Source organism: Serratia sp. 2880STDY5682894, from assembly GCF_001537385.1.
GTDB lineage: Bacteria > Pseudomonadota > Gammaproteobacteria > Enterobacterales > Enterobacteriaceae > Serratia > Serratia nevei.
In genome coordinates this window covers 142,580-168,205 of record NZ_FCJA01000002.1, presented here as the reverse complement: position 1 = coordinate 168,205, position 25,626 = coordinate 142,580, and the positions used below count along the sequence as shown (strand labels likewise).

Sequence of the window (25,626 nt, the reverse complement as noted above, 5' to 3'; positions counted from 1 at the left end):
TTTATCAGTGACTAACGTGGGCCATCCAGCGTCTTTCAGCCTTGCGGAACAGGCTGATTAACACGTAGGAGATGATCAGGTACAGCACCGCCGCAATGCCGAAGGCGTAGAACGGCTGATAGGTCGCGGCGTTGATGTCGCGCGCGATCTTCAGCAGATCCGGCACGGTGGCGGTAAACGCCAGCGCGGTGGAGTGCAGCATCAGGATCACTTCGTTGCTGTAAGCCGGTAGCGCGGTGCGCAGCGCCGAAGGTAAAATGATGCAGCGATACATCTTGAAGCGCGAGAAACCGTAGGCGTTGGCGGCCTCGATTTCACCGTGCGGCACCGAGCGGATGGCCCCGGCGAAGATCTCGGTGGTATAGGCGCAGGTGTTGAGCGTCAGCGCCAGGATGGTGCAGTTGAGCCCGCTGCGGAAAAATGCGTTGAGAAACTCGCTGCCGCGCACGATCTCAAGGCTGTACATGCCGGAGTAGAACACCAGCAGCTGCACGTACAGCGGCGTACCGCGAAACACATAGGTGTAGAGCCACACTGGGAAACGCACCCAGCGGATGGAAGAGACGCGCGCCACCGCCATCGGGATCGCCAGCAGCCCGCCCATCACCACCGAGGCGATCAGCAGCCACAGCGTTACCGCCACGCCGGTGAAGCGGTAGCCGTCGCTCCACAGCAGCGACTGCCAATACTGTTGCAGGATCTCAATCATAGCTCGGCCCTCTTGACGCCCAGTGAGTAACGCCGTTCAAGCCACAGCAGCACGCCGTTGGAAACGGTAGTGAAGATCAGGTAAACCACGCCGGCCACGATGGCGAAGAAGAACGGCTGATAGGTGCCTTTCCCCGCCAGCTGCGTGGCTTTCACCACGTCGTTCAGGCCGAGGATCGACACCAGCGCCGTCGCCTTCAGGATCACCTGCCAGTTGTTGCCGATGCCCGGCAAGGCGAAACGCATCATCGCCGGGAACAGAATGCGCCGGAAGATCTGCGCGCCGCTGAAGCCGTAGGCCGTCGCCGCTTCGATCTGCCCTTTCGGCACCGCCAGATAGGCCCCGCGGAAGGTCTCGGTAAAATAAGCGCCGTAGATAAAGCCGAGGGTTATGATGCCGGCGCCGAGCGGATCGATATCGATCTGCGAGAAGCCGAGCAGCGTGGTGATGTTGTTCAGCGCGATTTGCAGACCGTAAAAGATCAGCAGCATCAGCACCAGATCGGGCACGCCGCGGATCAGCGTGGTATAGGCGCCGAACAGACCGGAGATAAAGGGGTTATGAGACAGTTTGCCACCGGCGCCGATCAGACCGATCACCACCGCCAGCACCACGGAACTGAGGGCCAGCTCCAACGTCACCAGAGCCCCCTCGAAAATCAGTTGGGAATAGCCTTGCAGCATCTACTTCACCCTGTGGTCTAGGATCCGAACCATCGGGGCCGGCGCACCGGCCCCGCAGTCACAGCATGGAACGGGAAGCGGATTACCCGCCGTAGACGTCAAAGTCGAAGTACTTTTTCGCGTATTTGTCGTAGGTGCCGTCTTTACGCATCTCGGCGAAGGCTTTGTCCAGCGCCGCTTTCAGCTCGGTATCGGTCTTGCGCAGCCCCATGCCGGTGCCGACGCCGAAGAACTTGTCATCCTTCACCGATTCGCCGGCGAACGCATAGTCTTTGCCCGGTGGCTGTTTCAGGAAGCCGTCGCTGCCCGCCACTTCATCCTGGAAGGCGGCATCGATACGGCCGGAGGCCAGGTCGGCATAAGCCAGATCCTGGTTCTGGTAAGGCACGACGGTCACCCCTTTCGGCTGCCACATGGCGTTGGCGTAGGCTTCCTGGGTGGTGCCCTGCAGCACGCCCACGCTCTTACCTTTCAGCGCTTCGGCGGTCGGCAGCAGCTTGGAGCCCTTCGGCGCGATCAGACGCGCGTTGGCGGCATACAGCTTGTCGGTAAAGGCGATTTCCTGCTGGCGTTTTTCAGTGATGGACAGCGAAGAGATAATGGCGTCAATCTTCTTCGCCTTGAGGGATGGGATCAGCGCGTCGAAGTCGCTCTCCACGAAGGTGCATTGGGTATTGATGCGTTTGCACAGCTCTTTGGCCAAATCGATGTCAAAGCCGACCAGCTCGCCTTTGGCGTTTTTGGATTCAAACGGCGCGTATGTCGGATCGGTGCCAATCTTCAGCGTGGAAGGAATGGCGGCAAAGGCGCTGCTGGCGGCGCTCAAAGCCAGAACTAACGGCAAAATCAAAACCCGCTTTTTCATAAATTACCCTCAAATTGATTTTTTTGATGCCACTACGGGCATTACTTTCCCCACCAAATCAATTTGCAGTAATCGTGCCACATTCGGTGCTACGGGCGGAGGGAACGGCTCCGGCCTTCACAATACTGTTTCCTGGGACGATAACCGCAAAATTAAATCGGCCGGTCGGGGCCGCGCCACTGGCAGCCGCGACAAGGCGGCGCCATGAAACAGTGAGCGTGATGAAGTGGGATCATTATGGTGCATACTCCGCCCCAATTCAGTGCGGTGTTGCACAAATGTACCAATTTAGGGATAAAACTGTTAATTAGCACCCTGCCAGCGGGTGAACAGGTCGATCGGCAGTTCGATATCAAACTGATCGATCACCCGATTGACGGTCTGATCGATGATGTCTTCCACGCTTGTCGGCTGGTGGTAAAACGCCGGCACCGGCGGCATGATCACCGCCCCCATCTCCGCCGCCTGGGTCATCAACCGCAGGTGCCCCAAATGCAGCGGCGTTTCCCGCACGCACAGCACCAAACGGCGGCGCTCTTTGAGCACCACGTCGGCGGCACGGGTCAGCAGCCCGTCGCTGTAGCTGTTGACGATGCCGGACAGGGTTTTGATCGAGCAAGGCAGGATTGCCATGCCCAGGGTCTTGAAGGAGCCGGAGGAGATGCCGGCGGCGATGTCGCGCGCGTCGTGCACCACATCGGCCAGCGCCTGCACTTCACGCAGGCTGTACGGCGTTTCCAGCGCCAGCGTCTGTCTTGCCGCGTTACTCATCACCAGATGGGTTTCCACCTCTGCGACGTCGCGCAAAACCTGTAACAGGCGCACGCCGTAGACAGCGCCGCTGGCGCCGGAAATGCCGATGATGAGTCGTTTCATGAAGAATGGCCTCTGCCGTAAAAAGTAAGATCAGGCAGACTTTGCCGCAATGGCGAGGGATAAGCAAGTCAGAGGAGCAAGGTGCACCGCCGCAGACGCGGCGATGCACCCTGAGGGATCAACGCAGGCGGTTAGCCTTCGTTGTGCAGTTCCAGATTTTCCGCTTCGGTTTGCACCCGCAGCGCCTTGGCGTCGTCGCTGCGCAGCGACTCCAGGTATTCCAGATAGCTTTGGTCGACGTCTTTGGTCACGTAGATGCCGTTGAACACCGAACATTCGAACTGGGTGATGTCCGGGTTCTCTTCGCGCACCGCTTCGATCAGATCGTCCAGGTCCTGGAAAATCAGCCCGTCGGCGCCGATGATCTGGCGGATTTCATCCACTTCACGCCCGTGGGCGATCAGTTCGTTGGCGCTCGGCATGTCGATGCCGTAGACGTTCGGGAAGCGCACTTCCGGCGCGGCGGAAGCCAGGTACACGCGCTTGGCGCCCGCTTCGCGCGCCATCTCGACGATCTGTTCCGACGTAGTGCCGCGTACGATGGAATCATCCACCAGCAGCACGTTCTTGTCGCGGAACTCGGCGCGGTTGGCGTTCAGCTTGCGGCGCACCGACTGGCGACGCGCCTGCTGGCCCGGCATGATGAAGGTGCGGCCGACGTAGCGGTTCTTCACGAAGCCCTGGCGGTATGGCTTCTCGAGAATGCGCGCGATCTCCAGCGCGATGTCGCAGGAGGTTTCCGGAATCGGGATCACCACGTCGATGTCCAGATCTTCCCACTCGCGGGCGATCTTCTCACCCAGCTTCTGGCCCATGCGCACGCGGGCGCTGTAGACCGAGATCTTGTCCATAAAGGAGTCCGGGCGCGCGAAATAAACGTATTCGAACAGGCACGGGTTGGTTTTCGGGTTCTCCGCGCACTGGCGGGTGAACAGCTGGCCCTTGGTGGTGATGTACACCGCTTCGCCCGGCGCCACGTCGCGCAGGAACTCAAAGCCCAGGGTATCCAGCGCCACGCTCTCGGAGGCCACCATGTACTCGCTGCGGCCATCCTCCAGCGTGCGCTTGCCGATCACCAGCGGGCGAATGCCGTTCGGGTCGCGGAACGCCAGCAGGCCGTGGCCGATGATCATCGCCACGCAGGCGTAAGCGCCGCGCAGTTGCTGATGCATGGCGGCGACCGCGGTAAAGATGTTGTCGGCCTCCAGCGGGTAGTGCGGGAAGCGGTCCAGCTCGCTGGCCAGCACGTTCAGCAGGATTTCCGAGTCGGAGGTGGTGTTGACATGGCGGCGGCCGCTTTCGAACAGATTTTGGCGCAGCTCATGGGCGTTGGTCAGGTTGCCGTTGTGGGCCAGCGTAATGCCGAACGGCGAGTTGACGTAGAAAGGCTGGGCCTCAGAGGCGCTCGAGCTGCCGGCCGTCGGGTAACGCACATGGCCAATGCCCATGTTGCCCTGCAAGCGTTGCATATGGCGCGCCTCAAACACATCCTTCACCAGGCCGTTGGCTTTACGCAAACGGAACCCGTTGTGGGCGTCAATGGTGACGATGCCTGCGGCATCCTGGCCACGGTGCTGAAGCACCGTCAGCGCATCATAAATCGACTGGTTTACCGGCATGAAACCGGCGATACCGACAATACCGCACATGTTGTCTTTTCCTCATCAGCGCTACCGCCCCGGCAATTGGGTCGGCAAGAAACTCGACGTGCTCTGCAGGTAGTCAAAGAACCACCTGATGACGTAACTGAACTGGGGAATGAGCTGCGACTGTTTCCAGTCGGCGCTTTGTGAGAAGCCGGTAAAGGTATCCAGGAAGAACAGGATCGCCGCGACGATCAACACTCCGCGCAGCGCGCCGAAGCAGATGCCCAACACGCGGTCGGTGCCCGACAACCCGGTTTTCTCTACCAGTGAGCTAATCACATAGTTAACAATAGCCCCTACGATCAAGGTCGCGATGAACAAAATCGCGATCGCGATGCCGTTTCGCACCAGTTCATCTTCAAAACGAGTGAAATAGACCGCAAGGTAAGAGTAGAAATGGCTGGCAACAAAAAACGCACATCCCCATGTCACAAGTGACAATGCTTCGCGAACAAACCCTCGGATCAGGCTCACCAGAGCCGAAAATCCAATCACCGCTATAATGACGTAATCAATCCAGACCATGAACTATTCCAATGATGAATCGCCCCTGCATCCAATTCGCGGCGAATTCTAACAGAAAAAGAAAACGTTTGCGTAGGGGATTTCCTACCACGTTACAAATAAAAAGCGGCGATCAAAAAATTCCCAATCGCCGCGCCTACATAGGTGATTTCGCCTGTAAAAGGCGCGGTTTTTCTCGCTTTCTCTCCACCACTCCTTAATTCAGGGGCGCATCGTGCTGCGCCCCCGCGGGGTTTAACGGCCGTACGGCTTCACCTGCCCGCTCAGCCCGCTGATCGAGTTCAGCGACGGCAGCGCCGCCTGCAGCTTCTGCTTGGAAGCGTCCGGGCCAACGTAGATGCGGGTGATCTGCCCCTGCACCGGCGTTGACGGCACGGTAAAGGCGCGATAGCCCGAGAGGCGCAGCGAGGCGACAATCTCGTTCGCCTTGGCGGCGTTTTTCAACGCCCCGAGCTGCACGACATAGGCTTGTCCAGCCGGCGCTTTTTCTTCCGCCGGTTTCGGCTGCGGTGCCGGTTCAGGCTTCGGCGTCGGTTCAGGTTTTGGTTCCGGCTTCGGCGCCGGCTTCACTTCCACCGGCTTCGGTTGCGGTGTCGGCTTCGGCTTCACTTCTACCGGTTTGGTTTCTACCGGTTTCGGCTTGGGCTGCGGCACCGGTTGAGGACGCGTTTCGACCGGCGGTGGTGCCACCTGCGTCGGCTGCTGGGCAGTCTGCCGCGCCGCCTGTTGCGCCGCCGCTTCGTTGGCCGCCTGCTGCTCGACCAGCGCGCCCGCCCCTTCCGGCGGCTGTGCCGGCAGCGGCTGCGTCACCGGCGGCAGCACGTCGTTCTCTTCGACATCGCCCGCCTTCGGCACCAACGGAATGGCCGCGAATTCATCCTCGTAATGCTTCTTTTTGCCGTCCAGCAGCCCTGGCAGGATGATTACCCCCAGCGCCACCAGAATCACGGTTCCGACCAGTCGGTTCTGAAATTTACTCGCCACTCACACTCCCCGCATCTCGTCTAACGCCGCCATCACCTGCGCCACGGTGTGGAACGATCCACAGACGATCACAATATCCTGTTTATCAGCATCCTGCATAGCCTGCCGCCAGGCAGTTTCGACATCATTAAAGCGGCGCGGTTCCGTCAGATGTTGCGCCAGCTGTTCGACGCTGGCGCCACGCGGCCCGTCGAGCGGTGCGCAGTACCATTCATCCACCTGCTCGCTGAGGCAGGCCAGCGTGCCAGCGATGTCTTTGTCCGACAGCATGCCCACCACCGCGCGCACCTTGCCGCCGTCGCGCGGCAGTTTGGCCAGGCGCCCGGCCAGATAGCCGGCGGCGTGCGGGTTGTGCGCCACGTCGAGGATCAGCGTCGGCTCCCGCCGCACGATCTGGAAACGCCCCGGCAGCGTCGCCTGTTGCAGCCCGGTGAAGATCGCGCGTTCGTCGATTTCCAGCGGGGAGCAGTTCAGCGCCGCCAGCGCGGTAGCGGCGTTGGCCAGCGGTACGTTCGGCGTCGGCAGATCGGTCAGCAGCGTGTCGCCGCCCTGCCACTGCCAGCGATCGCCCTGCTCGCTGAAGCTCCAGGCTTCGCCGCGGCGATACAGCGGCGCGCCCAGCGTTTCGGCAACCTGACGAATGCTGTCCGGCATGTCGGGTTCGCCCACCACCGCCGGCTTGCCGCTGCGGAAAATGCCGGCCTTCTCGCGGCCGATGCTTTCGCGATCGTTGCCCAGCCAGTCGGTGTGATCGAGCGCGATGCTGGTGATCACCGCCACGCTCGGATCGACGATGTTGGTGGCGTCGAGACGCCCGCCCAGCCCCACTTCCAGGATCACCACGTCGAGCCGCGCCTGTTTGAACAGCTGCAGCGCCGACAGGGTGCCGAATTCGAAATAGGTCAGCGACGTTTCGCCGCGGCCGGCTTCAATGGCGGCGAACGAGCGGCTGTGCTCCGCTTCGCTCAGCTCTTCCCCCTGAATGCGCACGCGTTCGGTATAGCGCACCAGATGCGGCGAACTGTAGACGCCGACGCGCAGGCCGGCGGCCAGCAGAATGGCTTCGAGGGTACGACAGGTGGTGCCTTTGCCGTTGGTGCCGGCAACGGTGAACACCGTGGGAGCGGGGGTCAGTAAATCCAGATGCGCCGCGACGCGCTGTACGCGCTCAAGGCCGAGTTCGATCGCCTGGCTGTGCAGACGTTCCAGATAATAAAGCCACGAGCTCAATGGCGACGTGGCTTGGGGAATTTGGTGGTTTTGCATGAGTCCCATCACTGAACTTGGGTTCATTAATCCATCAGGGCACCACCCTCACCGCGGTAAAGGCGATGCGCTTCGTGACTGCCGCCAGCCTGCAAACCGCAGCGAGATGGGCTGCGGCCGGCAGGGAACGGACATCAGCCGTCACTTAGCCACAAAGTGGCGGCTGAACCCGGGCGGGATCTGTCTTTGCCTCAGGCGTCGGCCTGCGGCTCCGGCTCAATGACCGGCGCGGCCTCATCGAAATGCGGCTGCGGCTGGTTGGTCAGCTTGGACAGAATGCTCGCCAACGTCTGGCGCATTTCCGGACGGCGAACGATCATGTCGATCGCGCCTTTTTCGATCAGGAACTCGCTGCGCTGGAAGCCCGGCGGCAATTTCTCGCGCACGGTCTGCTCGATGACGCGCGGGCCGGCAAAGCCGATCAGCGCTTTCGGCTCGGCGATGTTGATGTCGCCCAGCATCGCCAAGCTGGCAGAAACGCCGCCCATGGTCGGGTCGGTCAGCACGGAGATATACGGCAAGCCGCGCTCCTGCATTTTGGCCAACGCCGCGCTGGTTTTCGCCATCTGCATCAGCGACATCAGCGCTTCCTGCATGCGCGCGCCGCCGCTGGCGGAGAAGCACACCAGCGGACAGTTGTCCTCCAGCGCCTGCTCAACCGCACGCACGAAGCGCGCGCCGACCACGGAAGACATCGAGCCGCCGATGAAGGCGAATTCGAAGGAGGCCGCGACGATCGGCATGCCGTACAGCGTGCCCTTCATCACCACCAGCGCGTCTTTCTCGCCGGTCGCTTTCTGTGCGGCGACCAGGCGATCTTTATAGCGCTTGGAATCCTTGAATTTCAGAACGTCTTTCGGCTCCAGATCGCTGCCCAACTCTACTTCGCTGCCTTCGTCCAGCAGGGTATGCAGACGCGCGCGCGCGCCCATACGCATGTGGTGGTCGCACTTCGGACACACTTCCAGATTACGCTCCAGCTCGGCGCGGTAGAGAACCTGGCCGCAGCTGTCGCATTTGGTCCAGACCCCTTCAGGAATGCTCGCCTTACGGGTTTGTGTGATATTGCTCTTGTTAAGAATTCGTTCAATCCAGCTCATCGATGACCTTTCTGTTTGAACCTGGCACACGCCAGTCCGCTGTTCATGCTTTAACAATCCCCCCGAAAACACCCCAATGAAAAAATGCCCGTTCGCGGCGCGGCAAGCGCGGCGACTGAGGCATCGGCTTCAGGGTTGTTCGCAGGAACAGACCATAATGTCGCTCATTAAACCATATCGGCCCGACGCTGTGGACAAAAAACTGGTCGAACCGACAGGTTAAACAATGTTTTTACTGTTTTTGCTGGCGGGCGGCCGCGCGCTTGTGGCGCCAAATTTCAATCACGCCCGGCAGAATCGAAACGATGATGATCCCGACGATCAGCAGTTTCAGGTTCTCCTGCACCACCGGCAGATCGCCGAACAGGTAGCCAGCATAAGTGAAGAGCAGCACCCAAACCAGTGCGCCAATCACGTTGTAGGCGGCGAAGTGGCGATAGGACATATGCCCCATACCAGCGACGAACGGCGCAAAAGTACGCACGATCGGCACGAATCGCGCCAGAATAATCGTTTTCCCACCGTGTTTCTCATAGAACTGGTGCGTCTTGTCCAGATAGCTGCGGCGGAAAATTTTCGAATTCGGGTTGCTGAACAGCTTCTCGCCGAACAACCGCCCGATAGTGTAGTTCACCGCATCGCCGAGGATCGCCGCCACCACCATCAACGCCACCATGGTGTGCACGTTCAGATCGTTGGTCGGCAACGCCGCCAGCGCACCGGCGACAAACAGCAAAGAATCCCCCGGCAGGAACGGCGTCACCACCAGACCGGTTTCGCAAAACAGGATCAGGAACAGAATAGCGTAGACCCACATGCCGTATTGTGCGACCAGTTCGGCCAGGTGCACATCAATATGCAGAATGAAATCAATAATAAACTTGATGATGTCCATAAATTCTCTCATTGATGCCGGGTGTTTCAGTCACCCGGCAGAAGCACAAGGGAGCGACGCTTTCAGGCGTGCCGGCGTTTAATCGTCGGGTAAAAACAGCGGCCCCATCGGCGGCCGCGGTATGCCAAAGTGGTCGGGATAGTCCACGGAAACCAGATACAGCCCCTCCGCTCGCGCCGTCGCCGCCGCCAGGTTGCGATCTTTCAGTGCCAGCAACTCGGCCATCCAGTTCTCATCCTGATTGCCGCAGCCGATCTCCATCAGGCTGCCGACGATGTTGCGAACCATGTGATGCACGAAGGCATTCGCCTTGATATCTACCACAATATATTCGCCGTAGCGCGTAACCTTAACGTGTTTTACGCAGCGCCACGGGGTGCGCGACTGACATTGCACCGCGCGGAACGAAGTGAAGTCGTTTTCGCCCAGCAGCGCCTGCGCCGCCCGATGCATGCGATCGGCGTCCAGCGGGTGATAAAAATGCGTCACCCCCTGTTGCAGCACCGCCGGCCGGTAGCGATGGTTGAAAATAATATAGCGGTAGCGGCGCGCGGTGGCGCTGAAACGCGCGTGAAAATCGTCGGCAACGGGGCTCACCCAACGCACCGCGATATCCGGCGGCAGATGGGTATTTACCCCCATCGTCCAGGCGGCGTCCTTGCGGCGCGCGGTGGTTTCGAAATGCACCACCTGCCCGGTGGCGTGCACCCCGGCGTCGGTACGCCCGGCGCACAGCACGCTAATCGGCGCATCCGCCACCTTGCTCAACGCCTGCTCCAGGCGTTGCTGCACGCTGGCCACTTCTTGCTGCCGCTGCCAGCCGTAGTATCGGCTGCCGTCATATTCGATGCCCAGCGCAATTTTCAGCGTTGGCTGAACGGGCGAGACCACCTCAGACATCAGTACATCTGCTCCTGCACCAAACGCTCGGCGGTTTCGATAGCCATCAATGCGCCGCCGAAGCGCACATTGTCCGCCACCGTCCAGAACTGCAACAGCTCGGGGATGCCGTAATCGTTACGCAGACAACCGATGCTGAGCGCATCGCTGCCGGAGGCGTCGGTGACCTGAGTCGGGTAATCGTCCTCTTCGCTCAGCTGAATGTCCTCGATCTCTTCGAGCTCGCTGCGCGCCTCTTCGGCGGACAGCGGGCGCAGCGCTTCCAGGTGCACCACCTGCGCGTGGCCGTAAAACACCGGCGACTGAACGCAGCTCACCGAAATCGGCAGCCCTTCATCCTGCAGCACCTTGCGCACCTGATCGACGATCAGGCGTTCTTCGCGCACGCTACCCTGCTCGTCGGCAATCAGCGGCAACAGGTTGAACGCCAGCTGCTTGCCGAAAACGCCTTCCTCGGCCGGGATGCCGTTCAGCAGGCGCGCGCTCTGGCCGGCCAAATCGTCCACCGCCACCTTGCCGCGCGACGATACCGACATCAGCGTGGTGACGTGCAGACGCGACAGCCCCGCCTGTTCGGTCAGCGGCTTGATCGCCGTCAGCAGCTGGCTGACCATGCTGTCGGCCACCGCCACGATATTGCGGTTGCGGTAATCCGCCAGCACCTGCGGGTTAACGCCCGGCACCACCAGCGGCACATCCGGCTCCATGGCGAACAGGCCGCTGGTGTCGATCACCAGGCAGCCCATGTTGCCGGCTTCTTCGGCATAGCGCGCGGACGCTTCGCTGCCGGCGACGAAGAAGGCCAGCTGCGCCTGTGACCAGTCGAACTCTTCGGCGTTTTGCACCAGAAGAGACTTGCCGTTGAAGCGCACATTGGCGCCCGCGCTGCGTTCGCTTGCCAGAGGATAGAGCTCACCCACCGGGAACTGGCGTTCCTGCAACAATTCCAGCAACGCTTCACCTACCGCGCCAGTGGCGCCGAGCAGCGCGATATTCCAGCCGTCAGACATCGGGTTTTCTCCAGAGTATTTCATTCATAAAAGCAGACGGGCAGTGCAATCACCGCCCGATAATCTTTGCCGCTCACTGTAGCGGCGTTGGCTTAAGACAACCTTACGCGCTATGCCACGCTGAAGCCCAGCTTGCCGAGCAGCTCGGCGCTGGCGCTGTCATCGCATTGCACGGCCAGCGACGACCACTCGCGGCGTTCCTGATAGTGCTTGCGCAGGCGATCGAATTCGCCCGGTTGCCCGGCGACTTTGCGCAGCGGCGCATCATCGCGGCGCACATCATACACCAAGTGCATCAATCGTTTTAACCGCGCTTCATCCAGCGGCCCGTTGAGGCGGATCTGGCTGAACTCCGGCACCGGCAGCAGCGAGGCCAGCGCCACCTGCTGCGGCTGCCCCAGATGGCGGCTGAACGCTTCGAACACCTGAGTGGTGCCGCGCGCCTTGCCTTCCAGCGTATACCCGGCGATGTGCGCAGTGCCGATATCCACCCGCGCCAGCAGCGGCAAGGAGAGATCCGGCTCCGGTTCCCACACGTCCAGCACCGTGCTCAGCTTTTTGCCCTTTTCCAGCGCCTGCAACAACGCGGCGTTATCCACCACCGGCCCGCGGCAGGCGTTGATCAGAATGCGGTTGTCCGGCAGCGCCGCCAACAGATCGGCGTCCGCCAGATGCAGCGAATGGTATGGGCCGGATTTATTCAGCGGCGTATGGAAGGTCAGCACGTCGGCCTCGGCCACCAGCTTCTCCAGCGGCCAAAACTCCCCGGCGTCGCCGCGATCGGCACGCGGCGGATCGCACAGCAGCGTGCGCACGCCCAGCGCTTTGAGGCGCGCGTCCAGGCGGGAACCGACGTTGCCCACGCCGATGATGCCGACGGTTTTATCCCGCAGATGGAAGCCATCGCGTTCGGCCAGCAGCATCAAGGCAGAGAACACATACTCGACCACCGCAATGGCGTTGCAGCCCGGTGCGGCGGAAAAGCCAATGCCCTGCCGTTGCAGCCAGGCGTCATCGACGTGATCGGTGCCGGCGGTGGCGGTACCGACAAAGCCGATGCGGCTGCCGGCCAGCAACGCTTCATTGACCTTGGTGACCGAACGCACCATCAGCGCATCGGCATCCGCCAGCGCCTCACGCGGGATCGGGCGGCCCGGCACCGCCTGCACGTCGCCCAGGCGGCTGAACAGTTCGGCCGCGTACGGCATATTTTCATCAACCAGAATCTTCACTGCGTTCTCCGACGGTTTACGGCTATTTGTCTGCGAAATAGTGTGCCACTGAATCAGGCACGGCGAAAGCGCTCAGGGGTGGTGCCGGCGATCTGCTGGAACATGACGATAAACGCCGACGCGGAGCTGTAGCCGACGTCCAGCGCCACGTCCTGCACGGTCTTGCCCTGCTCGAGCAGCGACACGGCATGCAGGAAACGCAGGCGCTGGCGCCATTCGCTGAACGACATGCCCAGATCCTGCTGGCAGCGGCGCGACAGCGTGCGCTCGGTGGTGTAGACCCGAGCCGCCCACGCCGCCAGCGAGGTGTTGTCCGCCGGGCAGTGCTCCAGCGCTTCCAGCACCGGCGCCAAAAATTTGTCGTTCGACGACGGCAGGTAGGTTTGCTGGCGCGGCGACAGGCGCAGCTGATCGATCAGTACCTGGCACAGGCGCAAATCCTCTTCCGTTTGCGGAATGTACTGCTTGCGCGCATAGAAATCCTCGGCGATGGCGCGGAATATCGGCGTCACGCTCACCAGGCAAGGGTCGGCCGGCATGCCGGTGCACAGCGCCGGCGTGATGTCCACCATGCGGCACTGCGCCAGCCGCTGGTTATAGCAGGAGTGTTCGATGCCGGCCGGCGCCCACAGCACGAACTCCGGCGGCGCCAGAAAGCGCTGCCCGCCGATGCGCAGCACCATCACCCCGGCTTTGACCCACATCAACTGGCCCCAGGTGTGGCTGTGCGGCTGGAATTCGGTGCGCGCGTTGAACTCCTCGCAGCGGAACTGCACCGGCTTCGGTGCCGGGATCAGCGACTCGGGGAAATGGCGGATTTCTGGCATGGTTTCGTCCCGTGATTTGTCTTGTTTACGCCGATTTTTGTCTGGATATCGCTATATATGATAAACCGGACACGCGTAGACTAGCCAGCATGTTGGACGTTATTGAGAATAATTATCATGAATATGCTTTTCCCGCTGTTGGCCGTGCTGATTTGGTCGATTAACGCCGTCGTCAGCAAACTCTCCGCCACCGCCATCGATCCGGCGGCCATCTCGCTCTACCGCTGGCTGCTGGCGTTGATTGCCCTGACGCCGTTCGTGCTGCCGGGCGTGCTGCGCAACTGGGCGCAGGTGCGCGCCAACTGGTGGAAATTGATGATCCTCGGTTTGCTGGGCATGGTGCTGTACCAAAGCCTGGCGTATTACGCCGCACACAGCGTCAGCGCGCTGTTTATGGGCATCATCGTATCGCTGATCCCGCTGCTGACCATCCTGATCAGCATCGTACTGCTGCGCATTGCGCCAACCGTCGGCGTGCTGCTCGGCAGCATACTCTCCTTCTGCGGCCTGATCTGGCTGGTCAGCGGCGGTCAGCCCGGCGTGCTGCTGCAGCACGGTATCGGCAAGGGGGAATTGATGATGCTGCTCGCCACCGCCTCTTACGCGCTGTATGGCGTGTTGACCAAACGCTGGGCCATCGCGCTGCCGAACTGGCAATCGCTGTACGTGCAGATCCTGTTCGGCGTGCTGTTGCTGCTGCCTAATTTCCTGATGGCGCAGGATGTCGGCTTGAACGGCCATAACCTGCCGCTGGTGCTGTTCGCCGGCATTCCGGCTTCGATTATCGCTCCGTTCCTGTGGATCCAGGGCGTGATGCGCCTGGGCGCCAATACCGCCTCGATCTTTATGAACCTGGCGCCGGTGTTTACCGCCGCTATCGCCGTGCTGTTCCTGCATGAGCAGCTGCACGGTTACCACCTGATCGGCGGCGGCATCACCCTGCTGGGCGTTATTCTGTCGCAGCGGCTGCGCACGCCGCTGACGCGTAAAGCCAAGGCCCCGGCGGCCGACGTCGAATCCTGCAAAGAACAGGCCTAAGGCAGCAGCCTGAAACGCACCCGCACCAACAGGCCGCCCAGCGCGGCGGAGCTCAGCAGCTCCGGGCGGGTGCCGTGATACGCGGTGATGTCCTTCACCAGCGCCAGCCCCAGGCCGGCGCCCGGCTGATCGCCCACGTTGTCCAGCCGATGAAACGGCTGCAGCGCCAGCGCCTTGTCCTGCAAGGCGATGCCGGGGCCGCTGTCTTCAATCTCCAGCACGCCTTCCCCTGCCGCCTGATCCTGAGTGAGGCGCGCGGTCACCACGCCCTGACGCGGCGTGTATTTCAGCGCGTTGTCCAGCAGGTTGGCGCACAGTTCGGCCAACAGCAGCGGTTCCCCCGCCACCTGGCACGCCGCCTCGCCTTCAAATCCGAGATCGATCTGTTTACTGCGCGCCTGCGGCAAGCGGGAAAAACAGGCGTCGCGCAGCACCTGCGCCAGATTGACCGGCTGCAGCTGGCGTTCGGCCTGGTGCTCGCTGGCCTTCAGGCGTGAGAGCTGCAGCAGGCGGTCGGTCAGCGCCACGGTATTATCCAGCGTCGCGCTCATCGCCTGCAGGCTTTCGCGCCATTGCTGCGGCCGGTCGCTGGCCAGCGCCACCCCAACCTGAGTCTTCAACACCGCCAGCGGCGTGCGCAGTTGGTGCGAAGCATCGGCGCTGAAACGCTCCTGGCGCGCCACCATCAGCCGCAGCCGTTCGATATAGCGATTGAACGCCACCAGCAGCGGCTGCATCTCCGACCACGGCAATACCCGCGGCAGGGGCGTCAGCTCGCCCGGATCGCGCCGCAGCATAATGCCGGAGAGCTTGCGCATCGGCTTCAACACCCGCTTGAGCAGCGCGAACGCCAGAATCAGGGTCAACACCACCACCGTGCCCTGGCTCAACAGCGCCGCGATCATCATCTGTCGCGCCAGGTAACGGCGCGACTCCAGGGTTTCCGCCACCAGAATGGTCGCCATGCCGCTCACGCCCGACTCGTTGATCGGTTGAAACAGCGCCGCCACGCGGATCGCCCGGCCGAGGTATTCCGCATCGTAAAAATGCACCAGCGCCGGGTAGAGCGTGGAACGCGGGATATGGGGCGGCAACGACGGCAAATCGTCATAGCCCGAAATGCTTTTCCCCTGCGGCGAGATCACCTCGTAATAGAGCTGATCGTTCATGTTGCGCTCGAAGCTGTCGAGCACCACATAGGGCACATCGACCGCCAGCTTGCCATCGCGCACCACCAGCCGCTCCGCCACGGTGCGCGCCGACGCCAGCAGCGTGCGATCGTAAGCCAGGGTGGCGGCGCTCATGGCGCTGAAATAGTGGGTGTAGATCGAGATGCCGCCCAACGCCACCAGCGGCAGGCCAAAAAACAGCAGCAGTTGATAGAACAACGAACGCGGCGCGTTAAACCACCGCATTGCACCGCTCCAGGCTGTAACCCAGACCGCGCAGCGTGATGATTGCCACGTCGCTGCCCTGCAGCTTTTTCCGCAAACGGTGTACGTAAAGCTCGATGCTCTCCGGATTGGCCTCGTCGGACAGCGTAAACACCTGCTCAAACAGCTGCTGCTTGGCCACCGGGCGGCCGCGGCGGTGCATCAACGCGGTCAACACCGCCAGTTCGCGCGGCGTCAGCGCCAGCGGCTTGCCTTCCAGCAGGAAATAGCCTTCGTCGTGATAGGTCAACGCGCCGTACTGTAACGCCGGCTGCGCGGCGCCGACGCTGCGGCGCAGCAGCGCCCGAATGCGCGCTTCCAGCTCGTCCAGTTCGAACGGCTTGGTGAGGTAATCGTCCGCCCCCAGATTCAGGCCCTTCACCCGATCGGCCACGTCGGTGCGCGCCGTCAGCAGCAGCACCGGCAGATCCTGCCCGCGCTTGCGCAGGCGCGCCAGCAAATCCAGGCCGTTCAAACGCGGCAGCGCTACATCCAACACCGCCAGCGCATAGCGTTCGTTGAGCAACAGATGATCGGCCGCCACGCCGTCCGGGGCGACGTCGACGGCAAAGCCGGCGCCGGTCAGCGCCTTTTGCAACCAGTGAGACAGCTCGGGGTGATCTTCAACCAATAACAGTCGCATGTTTCCATTCCATTGATTTACCTGAACAACCTGGCGCCGACACGGCGTCCGTTAACAGGCCGATAACAGAGAATGGCATGGAAAATAAGGGGATAAAAGAGCGCCGCGCCGCCCGTTTTGGGAGCTGGCACACAATTATGTGGTGTACCGCGCGTACCTCCTCTGTTTCAGCGTTATCGAGAGACCCCAATCACAGACTGGAAACTTTTCCGGCCGCTGAAAGGTAAATGAAAGGTTGTTGTTTTAACAATCCTGCAACCGCACCCGGCGGGATTTCACAACCAGAACAATACCGAGGGCAAGTCACAATGAAAAAAATAATGACCCGTACCTTTACCGCCGCCGCCCTGCTGCTGGCGGCCAATCAGGCCTTTGCCGTGGAAGCGCCCAAACGCACCGAATGCATCGCGCCGGCCAAGCCCGGCGGCGGCTTCGATCTGACCTGCAAGCTGATTCAGGTGTCGCTGCAGGACACCAAGGCCATCGATAAGCCGATGCGCGTCACCTATATGCCCGGCGGCGTCGGCGCAGTGGCCTACAACGCCATCGTCGCGCAGCGCCCGGCGGAGTTCGGCACCGTGGTGGCCTTCTCCGGCGGCTCGCTGCTCAATCTGGCCCAGGGCAAGTTCGGCCGCTATAACGTGGACGACGTGAAATGGCTGGCGGCGGTCGGTACCGACTACGGCATGATCGCGGTGCGCGCCGACTCGCCTTACAAAACCCTGAAAGACCTGATGGACGCCTTCCAAAAAGATCCCAACAGCGTGGTGTTCGGCGCCGGCGCCTCCATCGGCAGCCAGGACTGGATGAAAACCGCGCTGCTGGCGCGCGAAGTCGGCGTGGATCCGCGCAAGATGCGCTATGTGGCATTCGAAGGCGGCGGCGAGCCGGTAACCGCGCTGCTCGGCAACCATATCCAGGCGGTCTCCGGTGACCTGAGCGAGATGGTGCCTTATCTGCAGGGCGACAAGATCCGCGTGCTGGCGGTGTATGCCGAGCAACGTCTGCCGGGCCAGTTGGCCGACATTCCCACCGCCAAAGAGCAGGGATACAGCCTGGTGTGGCCGATCATTCGCGGCTTCTACGTCGGGCCGAAAGTCAGCGATGAAGAGTATCAGTGGTGGATCGACACCTTCCAGAAAATGATGGCGACCGACGAATTCAAGCAACAGCGCGATCTGCGCGGCCTGTTCGAATTCAACATGACCGGCAAAGAGCTGGACGCCTACGTGAAGAATCAGGTTGCCCAATACCGTGAGCAGGCAAAAGTGTTCGGCCTGGCCAAATAACCGCAGGGGAAAACCATGAGCGATCGTATTTTTGCCGGCTTCTGGCTGCTGCTGTGTATCGGCGGGCTGTTCATCGGCTGGGGCATCCAAAGCGAATACAGCTATGAACCGCTGGGGCCGCGCCCGTTTCCGCTGGCGATCCTCAGCCTGATGGCGCTGTGCGCGGCCCTGCTGTTGCTGCGCCGCCCGCAGGCGGTGGAGTGGCCGCACAACAAGGTGCTGCAGCGGCTGCTGGTGCTGGTGATCACCCTGGTGCTGTATGCCTGGGGTTTTGAATGGCTGGGCTTCCCGCTGGCGACCGCGCTGCTGACGTTCAGCATCGGCCTGCTGTTTCAAGCCAGCCTGCCGGCGGCGGCTATCTCCGGCGTCGTCATGGGTGCAGCGCTGTATTACGCCTTTGACCAACTTCTCGATGTCACACTGCCGCTCGGCGCCTGGCTGAGCTAACGGGAGCGATGATGGATACCTGGATGTATTTGACCCAAGGGTTCGAAGTGGCGCTGGTGCCGCAGAACCTGATTATCGCCCTGATCGGCTGCTTCGTCGGCACCATCGTCGGCCTGCTGCCGGGCCTCGGGCCGATCAACGGCGTGGCGATCCTGCTGCCGCTGGCGTTTGCCCTCAAGCTGCCGGCCGAATCGGCGCTGATCCTGCTGGCGACGGTGTATATCGGCTGCGAGTACGGCGGGCGCATCTCGTCGATACTGCTTAACGTACCGGGCGACGCGGCGGCGATCATGACCGCGCTGGACGGCTACCCGATGGCGCAGCAGGGGCGCGCCGGCGTGGCGTTGTCCATCTCGGCGGTCAGTTCGTTCGTTGGATCGATGATCGCCATCGGCGGCATCATCCTGTTCGCGCCGCTGCTGGCCCGCTGGTCACTGGCCTTCGGCCCGGCGGAGTATTTCGCTCTGATGGTGTTCGCCATCGCCTGCCTCGGCAGCATGATGAGCCAAAACCCGCTGAAATCGCTGCTGGCGGCGCTGATCGGCCTGGGGCTGGCGACGGTGGGCGTCGACGCCAACACCGGCGTTTACCGCTTTACCTTTGACAGCGTGCACCTCTCCGACGGCGTGCAGTTTATCGTGGTGGTGATCGGCCTGTTCTCGGTCAGCGAAATCCTGCTGATGCTGGAAAGCACCAGCGCCGGGCAAAAGCTGGTGCGTAAAACCGGCCGGTTGCTGTTCAACCGCAAAGAGGCGGCGCAGTGCGCAGGCCCTACCCTGCGCTCGTCGGTGATCGGCTTCTTCGTCGGCATTCTGCCGGGCGCCGGCGCCACTATCGCCAGTGCGCTGACCTACATGACCGAGAAGAAAATCAGCGGCAACAGCGACACCTTCGGCAAGGGCGACATCCGCGGCGTAGCGGCGCCGGAAGCGGCCAACAACGCCTCGGCCTGCGGTTCGTTCATTCCGATGCTGACGCTGGGGGTGCCGGGTTCCGGCACCACGGCGGTGATGATGGGTGCGCTGACGCTGTACAATATCACCCCCGGCCCGGCAATGTTCACCGAACAGCCGGACATCGTCTGGGGACTGATCGCCGCGCTGCTGATCGCCAACGTCATTTTGCTGATCATGAACCTGCCGCTGGTCGGCCTGTTCACCCGCATGCTGACCATCCCGCTGTGGTTCCTGGTGCCGGCGATCGCCGCGGTGTCGGCGGTGGGGGTTTATGCGGTGCACAGCACCACCTTCGACCTGCTGCTGATGGTCGGGTTGGGCGTGTTCGGCTACATCCTGCGCAAAATGCACTTCCCGATGTCGCCGCTGATTCTGGGCTTCGTGCTGGGTGAGATGCTGGAGCAGAATCTGCGTCGCGCGCTGTCGATCAGCAACGGCGAGTTCGGCATTCTGTGGAGCAGCAGCATCGCGCAAACGCTGCTGGTGCTGGCGGTTGCGGTACTGGCGCTGCCGCCGCTGCTGCGCCTGATGCGCAAACGCCGCCAACCGGCGGCCGAGGCCAAAGCCGAGTAACGCGAAACGGGCGGGGATCCCCCGCCCGTTGTGTTTAACGGCGTAGGGCCGCAATTCCCCTTTCCAACGCCTCGATATCGTCATCGGCGAGCAGGGGCTGAATCACCGCAAAGTCCGCCTCGGACAAGTCATAGAGGCGCAAGGCAAGCAACCGCGCGATGACCTCCGGCGCGAACCGCCAACGGATAAACCGCGCGGGGTTACCGCCGACGATGGCATAAGGCTCAACATCGCCGACCACCACGCTGCCGGCGGCGACGATCGCCCCCTCGCCTATCGAGACTCCCGGCATCAACATCGCCCGCATGCCAATCCAGCAACCGTCCCCCAGCCGGGTGTCGCCTTTGGGGCGGTACGCCCGTTTGATGGTTGCCATAAACGGATACAGGCTCAGCCAGTCGATACGATGGGTGTGGTTGCCGCCCATCAGGATCACTGTTTCGGCCGCGATGCACACATAATCGCCGATCAGCAGGCGGTCTATTTCGCCCAGCGGCTGCCATTGCCGGCTGACCGCGTCGCCGTGCAGATAGCGCACCACCGAGCGCTCGAAGCCGTTATCCCAGCAGTCGCTGTAGTAGCTGTGGGTGCCTTTGATGATGATATTCGGGTTGGTCACCGTCTGATGCAGCAGCTCGGTTTTGGACCAGTGTTTTTCGGACATGGCGTATTCTCTTGTTACGGGAATAAAAGCCACGGAACGGAATGTCTGTGGCCGTGTTGTCGTTCACTCAACACGGCCATTCAAGCGATAAGCGCTCGTTTCAATCTCGGGTTATTCATCTTACGGCCTCTCTTGCGAGGCGTAATGGTAGCCGATCACGCCTCGGCGGTCTTGCTTTTCAACAGCAGCACCCCGCCCATCACCAGCGCGCTGCCCAGCAGCTGCAGCTGATTCATGCTCTCCCCCAGCAGGAAATAGGCGATCACCGCGGTGAACACCAGTTCCAGCGACAGGATCAGGTTGGCCACCGCCAGCGGCAGCGTTTTCAGGCTGATATTGTACAGCCCGAAGCCCAGCAGCGTCGGCCCGGCGGCCAGCGCCAGCAGCAACAGCCAGCCGCTCCACTGGATGCCCTGTGCGCCGTGCGACAGGAACCACAGAGAGCCGGCCATGCCGTGGAACGCCGCCAGCGGGAACGCCGTCAGCGCCGCGTTGAACACCAGCTGGTACAGCGCCGAAAAACCGAACACGTACAGGATGGTGTTCCACACCGGATAGCCGCGTTCGCTGGCCACCCGCCCGCCGAGGGTATACAGGGTATAACCGATGCCCGACAGCATCCCGACCAGCAGCCCCAGCAGATCGAAGTGGCTGTTCCCCATGCTGTCGCCGTTGCTGACCAGGAAGCAACCGCCCAGGCTGATGGCGATCACCAGCAATTGGCGCAGCGTCAGGCGTTCGCTGTACATCACCCAGCCGAGGAACACGGTAAAGCCCACCGAGCAGTAGGTCAGAATGGTCGCCACCGACGCGCCGTTCAGCGCCACCGACAGCGTCCACAGGCTGTTGAACAGCGCCAGCAGCAGCCCGTAAAGCGCGTAGAACACCACCTGTTCACGGCGCAGGCGCGCCCACTGCGGTTTCACCAGCAACAGCAGCGGCAACAGCACCAGCGCCACCAGCGCCGCGCGCCAGAACGCCAGCACGAAGGTCGGCAGGTGATAGTACTCGGTCAGCGCGCGAATGATGATGGCGGTAAAGGCCAGCAGCATGGCGCTGATAATGGCGATGACGTACCCCTGGTGGCTGCCCTGAAAGAGGCGCGCGCCAGGCAACGCCGGCCGGGCGGAAACGCCTGACGGTAATGACATGAGATCCTCGGAGAAATGGCGACGTTAATGCTCAGGCGGACAGTGTAACGCGGCCATTTTTTCTCACTATAGCCACTTTACGGCGTTGTCATGCAGGCCACTTTTCTGCGCTTGAATCCCTGTTGACATGGGGTATAGTAAAAATCACTCTCCATAACCGGGCCAATTTCGCATGCATATCCCGTTGGATCGCGAGCAGGACGTTCCGCTCTATTTACAGATCGAAGAAGCGCTGCGGCGCGCCATCCTCACCGGCGTGTTCGTCGATGGTGACAAACTGCCCTCGACGCGCACGCTGGCGGCCGAACTGGCGGTCAGCCGTTTAACGGTGGATAACGCCTACGCCGAACTGGCGGCCAAGGGCTTTTTGCATCAGCGGCGCGGCAGCGGCGCCTATGTCGCGCACCCGCAAGCGCAGGCGCGCCCGGCCCGGCCGAGCAGCGATGCCCCATTCCCGCTGGAGAGCTTCACCACCCTCACCTCGCGGCTGGACGGCTACGCCGACGCCCCGCTGCCGGAGGGGCTGATCAACTTCGCCGCCGGCGTCGGCAGCCCTAAGGTGTTTCCGCTGGAGGCGTTTCGCAAAGTGCTGCTGTCGGTGCTCAGCCGCCATGCAGAAGAGGCCTTCAGCTACGGCGAATACTGCGGCTACTACCCGCTGCGCGATACGCTGAGCCGCATTCTCAGCGCGCAGGGCATCCCCACGCAGGCGGAACAGGTGCTGATCACCAACGGCTCGCAGCACGCCATCAGTCTGGTGGTGCAAAGCCTGCTGGCGCCGGGCGATACGGTGATCGTCGAAGAACCGACCTACGCCGAAGCGCTGGGCCTGCTGCGCCAGCACCGCATCAATATCGTCACCGTACCGGGCGACCGCCACGGCATGCGGGTGGATTTGCTGCCGGAGTTGTTGGAACGCCACCGTCCCAAACTGATCTACACCATCCCCAATTTCCACAACCCGACCGGCCGCTGCCTGAGCGAGGCGCGGCGGCGACGCCTGCTGACTGTCGCCCAACAGGCCGGCGTGGTGATCCTGGAAGACGACTTCGTCGGCGATCTGCGTTACCAGGGCAAACAGCTGCCGTCGCTGCGCGCGCTGGCGCGGCCGGGCGCGGTGATCTACGTCAGCACCTTCTCCAAAATGCTGCTGCCCAGCATGCGCATCGGCTATCTGGTGGCGGACAGCGAACACTATCAGCGTTTCGCCAGGCTGAAACACGTCGACAGCTTCACCAGTTCCAGCCTGATCCAGCGGGCGCTGGACGCGTTCGTCACCGTCGGCCGTTACGACAAGCAGCTGCGGCGCGCCGGGCGCGTCTACCGCCGCCATCTGGAGGTGATGATTGATGCCTTGCAACGGCGGCTACCGCCGGGGTGCCGCTTCGAAACGCCGCAGGGGGGCTTATTTATCTGGCTGACGCTGCCGGCGACGGTGACCACCACCGAACTGATGCCGGTCGCCTGGCGGCACGGCGTGACCTTCGCACGCGGCGAATGCTTTTATGCGCAGGAACAGCTGGGCGCGCACGGCCTGCGGCTGAACTTCGCCGCCAACTCACCGCCGCAGATTGAAGAAGGTATCGCCCGGCTGTGCCGGGCGATTGAGGAGGTGATAACGGAGAAAAACGCCGGTTAGACGGCGGCCCACCACAGCCGCAGCTTCATCCCCCAGTAGCTGGTCCAGCCGGTGGTGCTCTGCACCACCTTGCCCTGCGAAACCACCACGAAGGTCGGCGTCACGCCAATCTGCCACTGCGCCGAGAGCGTACCGGCCGGATCGTTGACCACCGGCAGCGCCAGCCGTTTGCGCGCCAGCCAGTGTTTCACCTGGGTATCGTCGCCCGAGCGCAGCGCGACGGTCAGCACGTTGCCATCTGCCGCCTGCAAACGGGCGACGTCCGGCGTAGTGAAGCGGCAGACGCCACACCAGCTGGCCCAGAAGTAAACCAGCAGCGGCCGCTCATGGCTGAGCTGCGCCAACGACACGCGCTCGCCGTCCAGCGTGGTCAGCGTCTGAGCATCGAAGGCCGGCGGCGCCTGCGGCGCGTTCAGCCAATCCATCACCGTCACCACCGCCAGCGCGATCAGCGCCAGCAGCAGCAACTCGCGCCCCCAGCGCTTGAGCTTAGCCATGGTTGGCCTTCGCCAGCTGCTGCTTCACCATCGCTTCCAGCTCTTCATACGACACCGCCCCCGGCAGCATCCGATCGCCGATCAGCGTCGCCGGCGTCCCCTGCACGCCCAGTTGTTCCGCCAGCTCCATATTGGTGCGCAGCGTGGTCATGCTCTGTTCGCTGGGCGCCACCGCCTTGACGCCGGTTTTCTCTTGCGCGGCGGCGATGCTGGCGTTGTCGTGGAAGCCCTTTTTCGCCATCAGCCGCTGGTGCAGGGCCCAGAATTGATCCGGGTGCTGTTGCCAGGTGGTGAGCGCCACGCGCGCCGAACTGACCGAGCTTTCGCCCTTGAACGGCAGCAGCTTCACCACCAGCGCCACGTCCGGGTATTGCTTGACGATCTTCTCCAGCATCGGATCAAAACGCTTGCAGTACGGGCAGTTATAGTCGGTAAAAGTCACCAGCGTCAGTTTGGCGTTGGCGGCGCCGAGGCGCGGGCTGGCCGGATCCTGGTACAGCGTTTTGGCGTTCTGCTTGATAGCCTGGCTGATTTGCTGGCCGGCGGTTTGCTGCTGCCAGGCGTCCACCGCCTGCGCCAGAATGTCCGGGTTGGACACCAGCGTTTCGCGGATCATCTCTTTGATACGCGCCTCTTGTGCCGGGGTGAAAGGCTCGGCGGCCCACACCGGGGCGGCGATGATCATCAGTAAAATCAGTAGCTTTTTCATTGTTCGGTTCCTTTGGCATGGGAAAGCGTTTGCAGCACGGCGTCACGGGTCAACAGCGGGGATAACACCTCGCCGTCCGGGCTGCCGGGGCCATAGATTTGGTTGAAAGGCACGGCGACGCTGCCGCGCTTTTGCAGGAAGGCGCTGATGTCGGCCGACGGGCGGCTCCAGTCGCCACGCAGCGCAACCACGTCGTCGGCGCTCAGCGCGCGCTGTACGTCATCACGCAGCAGCACATTGAATTTGTTGGCCTTACAGGTCACACACCAGTCTGCGGTCACGTCGACGAACACCCGCTTATGCTGGGCCAGCGCCTCGGTAATCGCTTGCTCGCTCAGCGGTTGCCACTGCACCCGATCCTGCAACGGCTGGCGCCACAGGCCGGCGGTCAGCGATCCGGCCAGCAAGGCCACGCCCGCCAGCACCAACGTGCCCGCCGCCAGCTTGGCCGCCAACCGTGGGCCCTGCTGACGCCACACCGCCAGCAGCAACGTCAGCAGCGCCAACGCCCCCAGCCACAGCGTGGCCTGCACGCCGATATGGTTGCTCAGCAGGCTCAGCAGCCACAGCGACGACGCCAGCATCAGCAGCCCCATCGCCAGCTTGACGGTATTCATCCAGCGGCCGGGGCGCGGCAAGCGCAGCGCCAGCGATGGCCAGGCGGCGATCAGCAGCCACGGCAGACTCATGCCAATACCGAGCGCGATGAACATGCCCCACAGCACCGGCAGCGACGCCGCCAGCGCGAAGGCCACCGCCGTGCCGAGAAACGGCGCCGAGCACGGCGTCGCCAGCAGCGTGGCAAACGCGCCCTGCCAGAAATGGCCGCTCAGACCGTGCCCATTATGGGTCGCCAGCGACGTATTCAGATCGGACGAGAGGCGCAGATGGAACAGGCCAAACAGGTTGGCGCTGAACAACAGCGTCACCAGCACCATAAAACCGATAAACCACGGATTCTGGAACTGAATACCCCAGCCGAGCGCATGGTTGCCGAGCCGCAGCAGCGTCATCAGCAAGGCCAACGCCATAAACGAGGCGACGATACCCAACGACGACGCCAGGAACT

26 protein-coding genes are annotated in these 25,626 nt (G+C 62.2%); 5 read left to right on the top strand and 21 right to left on the bottom strand.

From position 1 onward, the window contains the following. Positions 1-4: 4 nt before the first annotated feature. From AWX27_RS05600 to AWX27_RS05535, 14 genes are all read right to left on the bottom strand, one after another. Complete coding sequence (locus AWX27_RS05600) at positions 5-709, bottom strand: ABC transporter permease (protein ID WP_038876436.1); 705 nt, start codon at positions 707-709, stop codon at positions 5-7. Further along, on the bottom strand, positions 706-1,392 hold the full coding sequence (locus tag AWX27_RS05595) for a histidine ABC transporter permease HisQ (protein WP_060420026.1): 687 nt from the start codon (positions 1,390-1,392) through the stop codon (positions 706-708). Before AWX27_RS05595 ends, AWX27_RS05600 begins: the two co-directional genes overlap by 4 nt. Positions 1,393-1,474: 82 nt before the next feature. After that, on the bottom strand, positions 1,475-2,257 hold the full coding sequence (hisJ, locus tag AWX27_RS05590; RefSeq protein ID WP_019453740.1) for a histidine ABC transporter substrate-binding protein HisJ: 783 nt from the start codon (positions 2,255-2,257) through the stop codon (positions 1,475-1,477). A 303-nt stretch (positions 2,258-2,560) separates the two neighbouring features. After that, the gene (locus AWX27_RS05585; protein WP_060420024.1) at positions 2,561-3,133 is read right to left on the bottom strand and encodes a UbiX family flavin prenyltransferase; all 573 of its coding nucleotides are present in this window, start codon (positions 3,131-3,133) and stop codon (positions 2,561-2,563) included. A 131-nt stretch (positions 3,134-3,264) separates the two neighbouring features. Further along, on the bottom strand, positions 3,265-4,782 hold the full coding sequence (gene purF, locus AWX27_RS05580; protein ID WP_049200165.1) for an amidophosphoribosyltransferase: 1,518 nt from the start codon (positions 4,780-4,782) through the stop codon (positions 3,265-3,267). Between the two features lie 21 nt (positions 4,783-4,803). Continuing rightward, positions 4,804-5,304 (bottom strand): colicin V production protein, encoded by a 501-nt coding sequence (cvpA, locus tag AWX27_RS05575; protein ID WP_004936119.1) that lies wholly within the window; start codon positions 5,302-5,304, stop codon positions 4,804-4,806. 234 nt (positions 5,305-5,538) lie between these two features. Next, the gene (dedD, locus tag AWX27_RS05570) at positions 5,539-6,288 is read right to left on the bottom strand and encodes a cell division protein DedD (RefSeq protein WP_038876445.1); all 750 of its coding nucleotides are present in this window, start codon (positions 6,286-6,288) and stop codon (positions 5,539-5,541) included. Beyond that, the gene (gene folC, locus AWX27_RS05565; RefSeq protein ID WP_047730185.1) at positions 6,289-7,554 is read right to left on the bottom strand and encodes a bifunctional tetrahydrofolate synthase/dihydrofolate synthase; all 1,266 of its coding nucleotides are present in this window, start codon (positions 7,552-7,554) and stop codon (positions 6,289-6,291) included. A gap of 191 nt (positions 7,555-7,745) precedes the next feature. Then, a complete protein-coding gene (accD, locus tag AWX27_RS05560; protein ID WP_025303691.1) occupies positions 7,746-8,654 on the bottom strand; it encodes an acetyl-CoA carboxylase, carboxyltransferase subunit beta in 909 nt (302 codons plus the stop codon). Between the two features lie 232 nt (positions 8,655-8,886). Continuing rightward, entirely contained in the window at positions 8,887-9,549 is a 663-nt protein-coding gene (locus AWX27_RS05555) for a DedA family protein (protein WP_019453745.1), read from the bottom strand. Between the two features lie 78 nt (positions 9,550-9,627). Then, on the bottom strand, positions 9,628-10,449 hold the full coding sequence (gene truA, locus AWX27_RS05550; protein WP_060420021.1) for a tRNA pseudouridine(38-40) synthase TruA: 822 nt from the start codon (positions 10,447-10,449) through the stop codon (positions 9,628-9,630). Next, complete coding sequence (locus AWX27_RS05545; protein ID WP_060420019.1) at positions 10,449-11,459, bottom strand: aspartate-semialdehyde dehydrogenase; 1,011 nt, start codon at positions 11,457-11,459, stop codon at positions 10,449-10,451. The genes truA and AWX27_RS05545 overlap by 1 nt, the downstream gene beginning before the upstream one ends. Before the next feature lie 110 nt (positions 11,460-11,569). Further along, positions 11,570-12,691: a 4-phosphoerythronate dehydrogenase PdxB gene (pdxB, locus tag AWX27_RS05540; RefSeq protein WP_060420017.1), complete on the bottom strand. Its 1,122-nt coding sequence runs from the start codon at positions 12,689-12,691 to the stop codon at positions 11,570-11,572. Between the two features lie 53 nt (positions 12,692-12,744). Next, positions 12,745-13,518, bottom strand: a complete 774-nt coding sequence (locus AWX27_RS05535; RefSeq protein WP_060420016.1) for an AraC family transcriptional regulator — start codon at positions 13,516-13,518, stop codon at positions 12,745-12,747. 117 nt (positions 13,519-13,635) lie between these two features. Between AWX27_RS05535 and AWX27_RS05530 the strand changes: the two genes are divergently transcribed. Further along, positions 13,636-14,556 carry a DMT family transporter gene (locus AWX27_RS05530; protein ID WP_055311859.1) on the top strand — a complete coding sequence of 307 codons (921 nt, stop codon included), beginning with the start codon at positions 13,636-13,638 and terminating at the stop codon, positions 14,554-14,556. On the opposite strand, the gene AWX27_RS05525 is transcribed toward AWX27_RS05530, so the two are convergent. Together AWX27_RS05525 and tctD are read right to left on the bottom strand one after the other, a co-directional pair. After that, a complete protein-coding gene (locus AWX27_RS05525) occupies positions 14,553-15,971 on the bottom strand; it encodes a sensor histidine kinase (RefSeq protein ID WP_060420013.1) in 1,419 nt (472 codons plus the stop codon). The two genes, AWX27_RS05530 and AWX27_RS05525, sit on opposite strands and share 4 nt — an antisense overlap. Continuing rightward, positions 15,958-16,632, bottom strand: a complete 675-nt coding sequence (tctD, locus tag AWX27_RS05520; protein ID WP_038876462.1) for a transcriptional regulator TctD — start codon at positions 16,630-16,632, stop codon at positions 15,958-15,960. Before tctD ends, AWX27_RS05525 begins: the two co-directional genes overlap by 14 nt. Positions 16,633-16,940: 308 nt before the next feature. Between tctD and AWX27_RS05515 the strand changes: the two genes are divergently transcribed. From AWX27_RS05515 to AWX27_RS05505, 3 genes are read left to right on the top strand one after another with little or no spacing between them, the layout of a single operon-like run. Then, positions 16,941-17,921: a Bug family tripartite tricarboxylate transporter substrate binding protein gene (locus AWX27_RS05515; RefSeq protein ID WP_033635359.1), complete on the top strand. Its 981-nt coding sequence runs from the start codon at positions 16,941-16,943 to the stop codon at positions 17,919-17,921. 15 nt (positions 17,922-17,936) lie between these two features. Continuing rightward, a complete protein-coding gene (locus AWX27_RS05510; protein WP_019453755.1) occupies positions 17,937-18,368 on the top strand; it encodes a tripartite tricarboxylate transporter TctB family protein in 432 nt (143 codons plus the stop codon). Positions 18,369-18,379: 11 nt separating this feature from the next. Further along, complete coding sequence (locus tag AWX27_RS05505) at positions 18,380-19,897, top strand: tripartite tricarboxylate transporter permease (RefSeq protein ID WP_016926872.1); 1,518 nt, start codon at positions 18,380-18,382, stop codon at positions 19,895-19,897. A 34-nt stretch (positions 19,898-19,931) separates the two neighbouring features. Here AWX27_RS05505 and AWX27_RS05500 read toward each other — a convergent pair whose 3' ends face one another. Together AWX27_RS05500 and AWX27_RS05495 are read right to left on the bottom strand one after the other, a co-directional pair. Beyond that, positions 19,932-20,561 carry a CatB-related O-acetyltransferase gene (locus tag AWX27_RS05500; RefSeq protein WP_060420011.1) on the bottom strand — a complete coding sequence of 210 codons (630 nt, stop codon included), beginning with the start codon at positions 20,559-20,561 and terminating at the stop codon, positions 19,932-19,934. Between the two features lie 155 nt (positions 20,562-20,716). Then, on the bottom strand, positions 20,717-21,712 hold the full coding sequence (locus AWX27_RS05495) for a DMT family transporter (RefSeq protein ID WP_049200152.1): 996 nt from the start codon (positions 21,710-21,712) through the stop codon (positions 20,717-20,719). Between the two features lie 172 nt (positions 21,713-21,884). On the opposite strand from AWX27_RS05495, the gene AWX27_RS05490 reads away from it, so the two are divergent. Beyond that, a complete protein-coding gene (locus AWX27_RS05490; protein ID WP_060420010.1) occupies positions 21,885-23,351 on the top strand; it encodes a MocR-like pyridoxine biosynthesis transcription factor PdxR in 1,467 nt (488 codons plus the stop codon). Here the strand turns inward: AWX27_RS05490 and AWX27_RS05485 are convergent. The 3 genes from AWX27_RS05485 to AWX27_RS05475 all read right to left on the bottom strand — a co-directional run. Beyond that, entirely contained in the window at positions 23,348-23,848 is a 501-nt protein-coding gene (locus tag AWX27_RS05485) for a protein disulfide oxidoreductase (RefSeq protein WP_060420008.1), read from the bottom strand. The genes AWX27_RS05490 and AWX27_RS05485 overlap by 4 nt on opposite strands. Beyond that, entirely contained in the window at positions 23,841-24,557 is a 717-nt protein-coding gene (locus tag AWX27_RS05480) for a DsbA family protein (protein ID WP_038876482.1), read from the bottom strand. Before AWX27_RS05480 ends, AWX27_RS05485 begins: the two co-directional genes overlap by 8 nt. Next, a partial coding sequence (locus tag AWX27_RS05475; protein WP_156428559.1) for a protein-disulfide reductase DsbD family protein occupies positions 24,554-25,626 on the bottom strand: 1,073 nt, incomplete at its 5' end. The genes AWX27_RS05480 and AWX27_RS05475, both read right to left, overlap by 4 nt.

Excerpts from the sequence above, each read along its gene's own strand:
- AWX27_RS05600 (WP_038876436.1), bottom strand. The coding sequence starts at position 709 with ATGATTGAGATCCTGCAACAGTATTGGCAGTCGCTGCTGTGGAGCGAC.
- AWX27_RS05595 (WP_060420026.1), bottom strand. The coding sequence starts at position 1,392 with ATGCTGCAAGGCTATTCCCAACTGATTTTCGAGGGGGCTCTGGTGACG.
- hisJ (WP_019453740.1), bottom strand. The coding sequence starts at position 2,257 with ATGAAAAAGCGGGTTTTGATTTTGCCGTTAGTTCTGGCTTTGAGCGCC.
- AWX27_RS05585 (WP_060420024.1), bottom strand. The coding sequence starts at position 3,133 with ATGAAACGACTCATCATCGGCATTTCCGGCGCCAGCGGCGCTGTCTAC.
- purF (WP_049200165.1), bottom strand. The coding sequence starts at position 4,782 with ATGTGCGGTATTGTCGGTATCGCCGGTTTCATGCCGGTAAACCAGTCG.
- cvpA (WP_004936119.1), bottom strand. The coding sequence starts at position 5,304 with ATGGTCTGGATTGATTACGTCATTATAGCGGTGATTGGATTTTCGGCT.
- folC (WP_047730185.1), bottom strand. The coding sequence starts at position 7,554 with ATGCAAAACCACCAAATTCCCCAAGCCACGTCGCCATTGAGCTCGTGG.
- accD (WP_025303691.1), bottom strand. The coding sequence starts at position 8,654 with ATGAGCTGGATTGAACGAATTCTTAACAAGAGCAATATCACACAAACC.
- AWX27_RS05555 (WP_019453745.1), bottom strand. The coding sequence starts at position 9,549 with ATGGACATCATCAAGTTTATTATTGATTTCATTCTGCATATTGATGTG.
- truA (WP_060420021.1), bottom strand. The coding sequence starts at position 10,449 with ATGTCTGAGGTGGTCTCGCCCGTTCAGCCAACGCTGAAAATTGCGCTG.
- AWX27_RS05545 (WP_060420019.1), bottom strand. The coding sequence starts at position 11,459 with ATGTCTGACGGCTGGAATATCGCGCTGCTCGGCGCCACTGGCGCGGTA.
- AWX27_RS05535 (WP_060420016.1), bottom strand. The coding sequence starts at position 13,518 with ATGCCAGAAATCCGCCATTTCCCCGAGTCGCTGATCCCGGCACCGAAG.
- AWX27_RS05530 (WP_055311859.1), top strand. The coding sequence starts at position 13,636 with ATGAATATGCTTTTCCCGCTGTTGGCCGTGCTGATTTGGTCGATTAAC.
- AWX27_RS05525 (WP_060420013.1), bottom strand. The coding sequence starts at position 15,971 with ATGCGGTGGTTTAACGCGCCGCGTTCGTTGTTCTATCAACTGCTGCTG.
- tctD (WP_038876462.1), bottom strand. The coding sequence starts at position 16,632 with ATGCGACTGTTATTGGTTGAAGATCACCCCGAGCTGTCTCACTGGTTG.
- AWX27_RS05515 (WP_033635359.1), top strand. The coding sequence starts at position 16,941 with ATGAAAAAAATAATGACCCGTACCTTTACCGCCGCCGCCCTGCTGCTG.
- AWX27_RS05510 (WP_019453755.1), top strand. The coding sequence starts at position 17,937 with ATGAGCGATCGTATTTTTGCCGGCTTCTGGCTGCTGCTGTGTATCGGC.
- AWX27_RS05505 (WP_016926872.1), top strand. The coding sequence starts at position 18,380 with ATGGATACCTGGATGTATTTGACCCAAGGGTTCGAAGTGGCGCTGGTG.
- AWX27_RS05500 (WP_060420011.1), bottom strand. The coding sequence starts at position 20,561 with ATGTCCGAAAAACACTGGTCCAAAACCGAGCTGCTGCATCAGACGGTG.
- AWX27_RS05495 (WP_049200152.1), bottom strand. The coding sequence starts at position 21,712 with ATGTCATTACCGTCAGGCGTTTCCGCCCGGCCGGCGTTGCCTGGCGCG.
- AWX27_RS05490 (WP_060420010.1), top strand. The coding sequence starts at position 21,885 with ATGCATATCCCGTTGGATCGCGAGCAGGACGTTCCGCTCTATTTACAG.
- AWX27_RS05485 (WP_060420008.1), bottom strand. The coding sequence starts at position 23,848 with ATGGCTAAGCTCAAGCGCTGGGGGCGCGAGTTGCTGCTGCTGGCGCTG.
- AWX27_RS05480 (WP_038876482.1), bottom strand. The coding sequence starts at position 24,557 with ATGAAAAAGCTACTGATTTTACTGATGATCATCGCCGCCCCGGTGTGG.